We start from the raw sequence: 2141 nt of genomic DNA, 5'->3' as shown, positions 1-2141 counted from the left end.
TTTCCAGACACTGCAATCGATCAAGATATTCAATGACTTTAATAGTTCGGCTATCATAGGTCGGAACCGGATTCAACCATCCCGATTTCAAGGCTTCACGAGCAAAGTGAATTTCCGAAGATTTGGCAAAAATAGCAAATCTAGCAAACCTCAGGACATCCATTATTGAATCCAGCCACTGAAGAGGGCTTACTCCGCCCTTAACAACCATTTTTGAATGGAGTAATTTAAGCTGTTCAGTGATTTGATCTTCATTACTCTTGAACAATATATTGCCTACTGCATCCGCCATCGGTGTACAGGCACGCCAACCTGCACGCCAATCTTCACCCTCAGCGCAGACCAATCTCTTCTCGCAATCACCCAATACTTCTGTCTGCAGCGACTCCAGTAGTGAGACCCCCATCGAAAAACCGGCTAAATCTCTTTCTTTCCAAAGGTTCTCTACTGTTTCGGAAATATTAAGATTGGTTTCTGGCAATGCACTGTTTGTCTCAAGGGCTGTGCTCAGTTCCTCAAGGGCTATGCCGCATGCTTTAGCCAGAGTTTGCTGTTGTGCTGAATCCGCACCTTTCAGGACACTCTTCAGGACATCCTTGACCTTCTTTGAATCACTGCTGGAAAGACTGACCTTACCGGTGAGCTGGAAGTCAGATTTGATTTCTATTACATCGGCAGGCGCCCCGCCCAGATCCGCTGCGTCCCAGGTTTGGCCTCCATCCACGGAATACTCTGCAAAGCTGTGGTTAATGTTAGAAATTTTCCGACTTGGAATACCAAAATAACGACAAAGAGCAACAAAAACAGATACACGATGACGACAGCTACCTTGCCGTTGTGTGACGAGGAATCGAAAGAAATTCTTATGGCGCTCTGGTATAGCATTACCGGAAAACTGTTTGCAATAATCCTTGATCGCCACAATGCGTTGCTTCATGTTTTTAGCCTTTTGTATTGTTCGCAAAGGCTCCCGTACTTTCAGTGGCTGTCGGTTAATGTTCTCAAACACTTCCTTCAGTACTGTTTTCATACCCTGGGAACAGCGGGCGTCAAAACGTGTTGATTGCGCAGACCTGACTCCTCTGGTACGTGTTTTTCTGCACGCTCCTCTGTGTTCTACGACATAAGCAAACTGAATTTTCTGTTTGGTTTCGGCCACTGCAACAGACAGCGTGTGAAGCCCGGTATATTGATTCCTGACCAGCGTGTATGGCACATCCGGCTCTATGCGCAGGGCCACTATATAGTCGTCAGGCGTCAGGCTGGGCAATGCATATCGACCACTGCCGGATGTCCAGTCAAAGGTTGCCAGCGTTTGATCGCTGGCTAATGACACTGGCTGGTCACGCCCTGGTAACCGGGCCGGTGTGAGGGTTTCGACCCCGTAAATGTCTTTATCATTAAGAGCGATCTCTTTGACAGCACCCTTTTCAGACACAAAAATATCCTTTGCCCACCACCGATACATCACGCAAGAATAGTCCTGCGTATCAAAAATTCTGAAATCGTACAGTTCTGGCCTGTCAAAGCACTCATAGTTCGTTCTCTGGTCTATTGCCGGAGCCTCTTTCTCTTCGACTTCCGGATTGTATGGCTCAGGAGCGTTATCACCGCCAACAACTGACGCTTCGTTAATACTGCCCTCAATACTACCCTCAACTCGATGGTTCACCAGACCACTCATCTGATACCAAAACGCAGGCCATAGTTGAACATCGCGGCCATTCCATAACTCTATCTGCCGATCAGCCTCCTGAAGATAAGGCTGGGAAGCCGATAATTTCAGCGCTTGTGCCTCTTCTTTCGCCAGGGGAAACACGCTGTTAACCTCTACGCCCATCGGACCAAACTCACGAGCAAACCAGCGTTGCTGCCAGTATCGGTACAGTGCCTGAGTGAGAATATCGTCCGACGCGTCCGGCTGGAGGGAGAGACCGGATGCCTGCCATCTGGTCCGAGCCAGTCTCTTGATGATTTCCGCTCTGGCTTCGTCTTCATTCAGATGAGTGCTAACAAGAATTTCATGGTTTTTTTCATCAATACTGTTGAAATCACTGCTTCGTATCACCCACGGACGATCAGTGCCTGATACCGTTTGGTTGAACCATTTGCAAAGTTCAGAATCAAGCTCACCCCTACTC

1 protein-coding gene is annotated in these 2141 nt (G+C 48.0%); it reads right to left on the bottom strand.

Annotation, left to right across the window (positions count from 1 at the left end; genetic code table 11):
* Positions 1–2141 (bottom strand): transglutaminase-like domain-containing protein (locus tag KDK17_RS16880; protein ID WP_257288611.1); only part of this gene is annotated, 2141 nt, incomplete at both ends.

Origin of the sequence: Endozoicomonas sp. SESOKO2, from assembly GCF_024606245.1 — a bacterium.
GTDB lineage: Bacteria > Pseudomonadota > Gammaproteobacteria > Pseudomonadales > Endozoicomonadaceae > Endozoicomonas_A.
The sequence above is the reverse complement of the archived record's forward strand: the minus strand, read 5'-3'. Positions and strand labels throughout refer to the sequence as shown.